This is a genomic window from Paenibacillus sp. 01L418 (genome assembly GCF_056400045.1).
Window position 1 is genome coordinate 1 of record NZ_JBFTSN010000567.1, and the last position, 3,490, is coordinate 3,490.

5 protein-coding genes are annotated in these 3,490 nt (G+C 40.7%); 1 reads left to right on the top strand and 4 read right to left on the bottom strand.

What is annotated here, in order from left to right; all coding sequences use genetic code 11:
* The 3 genes from AC1DSE_RS32765 to AC1DSE_RS32775 all read right to left on the bottom strand — a co-directional run.
* Nucleotides 1–351 (bottom strand): NAD(P)-binding domain-containing protein (locus AC1DSE_RS32765; RefSeq protein WP_477528876.1); only part of this gene is annotated, 351 nt, incomplete at its 3' end.
* Between the two features lie 64 nt (nucleotides 352–415).
* Nucleotides 416–862, bottom strand: a complete 447-nt coding sequence (locus AC1DSE_RS32770) for a MarR family winged helix-turn-helix transcriptional regulator (RefSeq protein ID WP_477511171.1) — start codon at nucleotides 860–862, stop codon at nucleotides 416–418.
* A gap of 192 nt (nucleotides 863–1,054) precedes the next feature.
* A complete protein-coding gene (locus tag AC1DSE_RS32775) occupies nucleotides 1,055–1,189 on the bottom strand; it encodes a hypothetical protein (protein ID WP_256710766.1) in 135 nt (44 codons plus the stop codon).
* A gap of 258 nt (nucleotides 1,190–1,447) precedes the next feature.
* Here AC1DSE_RS32775 and pdxR point away from each other — a divergent pair, with 258 nt between their 5' ends.
* Nucleotides 1,448–2,890, top strand: coding sequence for a MocR-like pyridoxine biosynthesis transcription factor PdxR (pdxR, locus tag AC1DSE_RS32780; RefSeq protein ID WP_477528877.1), 1,443 nt, complete (start codon nucleotides 1,448–1,450; stop codon nucleotides 2,888–2,890).
* Nucleotides 2,891–2,948: 58 nt separating this feature from the next.
* Here pdxR and AC1DSE_RS32785 read toward each other — a convergent pair.
* On the bottom strand, nucleotides 2,949–3,490 hold a 542-nt coding region (locus AC1DSE_RS32785; protein WP_477528878.1), incomplete at its 5' end, for a formylglycine-generating enzyme family protein.

Below are 3,490 nucleotides of genomic sequence, written 5' to 3' on the forward strand. Positions count from 1 at the left end.
TTCAGAGAGCTCTGATAGAGGCTTTAAATATTGTTCTACAAGTTCTTTCCCTGTTGGAATATCCGTATTTTGTGGTGTGATCCAGTTGGTTAAAAGCAACAATTGTTTAGCTGCTTTATCGATGTTATATTCCCATGGGGAAAAGAGTCTTACATGCTCCCATTTTTTAATATTTGCTCCGATATCGCAACCAGCTTCTAAAAGTAAAAATGACTCTCCTTTTAAACGTAAATGTGCAGCAGCCGCAAGACCTACCGGTCCAGCTCCTATAATTGCAATTGGCAAATTGCTTTTTTCGTTGTCATGTACCTCACAGCAGCTAATTTGGTTAATAGGAATACTTTTCATCATATTATTTCCTCCTCAATATTATTTGCAAATTGCAAGTATTAATGATTTTTAAAGGGATAAATAATTATCCCAGTGTTGTACAACATACTTTCGATTTTGCCATGCTTTCGTTAAGCAATTTTATCGAGTTTATGACCATGTCTTGTTCAAATTCAGACATATGCGAAAAGACCTCTTTTAAATAGTCATTCATTTGGCCATCAATGACTGTTGAAATGTACTTGCCTTCAGTCGTTAACGTTAAAATATTGATTCTCCGGTCTTCAGGAAGTTGTGTTTTCTTCACCAATCCTAACTTCACAAGGCTTTGAACTTGGCGGCTAAACGTAGTGATGTCTATGGATAGTGAATCCGCCACCTGCTGAATCGATGGATTATGTTTTCGATCGATCTCATAAATAATATGGCTTTGAATTAATGAGATATCCACTCCGCCCGCTGTGCAACAATTTTTATCCAGAAGCCCAAACCGGCGAGTCATTATTTGAAACATCTCTCTAGTGTTCTCCACTTGTTTCACCTCTTGATCTATTTATAACGCAATTATTTGCAAAATGCAAGTAAAAATTGAATATTGACCTTTTATTTTTTATCGTCAGAAACTACGCAGATGAACATAAAAAAACCAGTAACAACAAAGCTTTTGTCGTTACTGATTTCCACTTCCTGTGCTATTTGTTTGTTGTAGCTCACAATCATTTTTTTAATTATTTAGGTTGCTGTCATCATGATCTTCCCAACGTCTTGAATACGCTTTGTTCGTGATCCAGAATGTAATCCATGAAAGAATGGCTACGATTATAAAAGATACGATCCATACGCCGATAGGTACTTGCATATGATTTCCCCCTATATGTTAGCAGTATATTTTTGATCCCTAATACGTGCAGTTCATTGAAATGTGAATTAACGTTTATCATAAAATAAAAAGCGAAAAAACGAACCATCCAAATCGGATGAATTACTACCATCCAATTCGATTGGTTTTCATTTAACTGTCATAGTTAGGTTGAAAACAGCCTCTTTCAGTTTGAAAATCAGTGGTATGATAATCATGACTATAATGTTTTATTTACAAGCAAGGGATGTGAACCTGATGTGGGAACTTGAGAGGAAAAGTAAAATTCCTATATATAAACAAATTACCGATCATCTAGAAAGACGGATTTCCTACGGTGAATTCCCTCCTGGCAGCTTGCTTCCATCTGAGAGAAAATTGGCTGAACAACTAGGCGTAAACCGCAGTACAGTCATTTTGGCATTTGCCGAGCTTCGATCGATGGGGATTATTGAAAGTCAGACAGGCAGTGGAACGCGTGTATCCAAAACAAAATGGGGAGCCACTCCCAAGCACACGCCTAATTGGAGTCGGTACGCTGAGGGCGGCAGCTTTCTACCTAACTTGCCCTTTATGCGAAGAATTCGTGAAGCGCTCAATCAAAACCCCTCTCTCATCGATTTTGCTAGCGGTGAGCTGTCGGCAGATTTGGCTCCAAATGATGAAATTACAACGTTGATGAGCGAGAATAAATATACTTCATATTTGGGTTATGATAATCCTCAAGGGTATATTCCGCTTAGACAAGCATTGGTATCCTATCTAGATCAACATCGGGGTATTAAGACAACGGAATCATCGATTTTGATCACATCGGGATCTCAGCAATCGTTATATTTAATAACCCAGTGTTTGTTGTCGCCTGGCGACGCGGTTGCGATTGAAGATCCTTCCTACTGCTATTCTCTGCCTATGTTTCAATCAGCTGGGCTTAGGTTGTTCCGACTTCCTGTTGACAGTCAAGGGGTATGTCCTGAGGACATTCGTGCTTTATACAAAAAACATCGGATCAAAATGGTGTTCATGAACCCCAACTATCAGAACCCAACAGGTACAGTGTTCGGTGTTGAACGCCRCAAACAGCTGCTTGACGTCGCAAGCGAGTTGGCGCTACCTATTGTCGAGGATGACCCATTTAGCTTAACGGACTATGAAGGTTTACCGCCTTCACCGCTGAAATCAATGGATTCAATTGGGTCTGTCCTCTATATCGGTTCTTTTTCCAAAATAGCTGCATCTGGCATGCGAATAGGTTGGATGGTTGCCCCTAACTCCATTGTGGAGAGACTTGCTGACGCAAGGCAGCAAATGGATTTTGGACTTAGCGTTATACCGCAGCAGGTAGCGGCACAATTTTTGAAGTCCAATTACTTTGAACCTCATCTTGACCGCTTGCGAATGCAGCYCCAATATAAACGAGATTTACTTATTGAAGCATTGCAGAAGGAACTTCCAGGATTGGTTACGTTCACTGCCCCACAAGGTGGTCTTCATCTATGGTGTAAGCTAGTTCCGGATGTTCACGATGGAAAGCTGCTGGAGGAGTCCATTAAAAGAGGGATTGTTTTTGTTCCTGGTAGTGTGTACGGATCGGATTCTGGTTTCGTAAGATTTACTTTTGCTCGAGCAAAAGAAGCTGAAATTGGTTTAGGAATCTCCAAATTTGCTGATGCGCTGCGTGAGCTTATGAATAGCAAATAGCTTAATAGGAATTAGAAATAACCGCCGAGGTCTATACCTCCGCGGTTATTATCAATCGTTAACATGATTTGGCAAGGCGAAACCCAAGGTCGTCAATACAAAATGACGGATGACTGCGACGACGACAAGTAGCTCCGCAGCCTCTCGCTTCTTCAGCCCAGCTGCCGCCCCGAAAAATGCGATATGAGCCATATACCTGCTCATCATATAAATCCCAGCACCATTCCCAGACATTTCCTAACATATCATATAAACCCCATGCGTTGGGTTCTTTTTTACCTACTTCATGAATGCTGTCTCCCGAATTTCCATTGTACCAAGCGATTTTATCAATCTCTCCGTATTGATAGCCAGCTGTTCCTGCTTTACACGCATATTGCCACTCTGCCTCTGTCGGGAGGCGATAGCCATCAGATTCCCAATCACATTCAATATGATCTCCATCCTGACTGAATGAGTAACACTCTGTTAATCCTGCATTCAGGGACAGTAAATTACAAAAATAAATGGCTTCATTCCAAGAGATATTGACCACTGGTCTTTGATCACTACTCAAAGAAAGAGGAGATTTTTTGGTTACAGCTAAATACAATTCCATCG

Bases quoted from the DNA above. Each gene is read 5' to 3' on its own strand.
- AC1DSE_RS32775 (WP_256710766.1), bottom strand. From the start codon at position 1,189: ATGCAAGTACCTATCGGCGTATGGATCGTATCTTTTATAATCGTAGCC.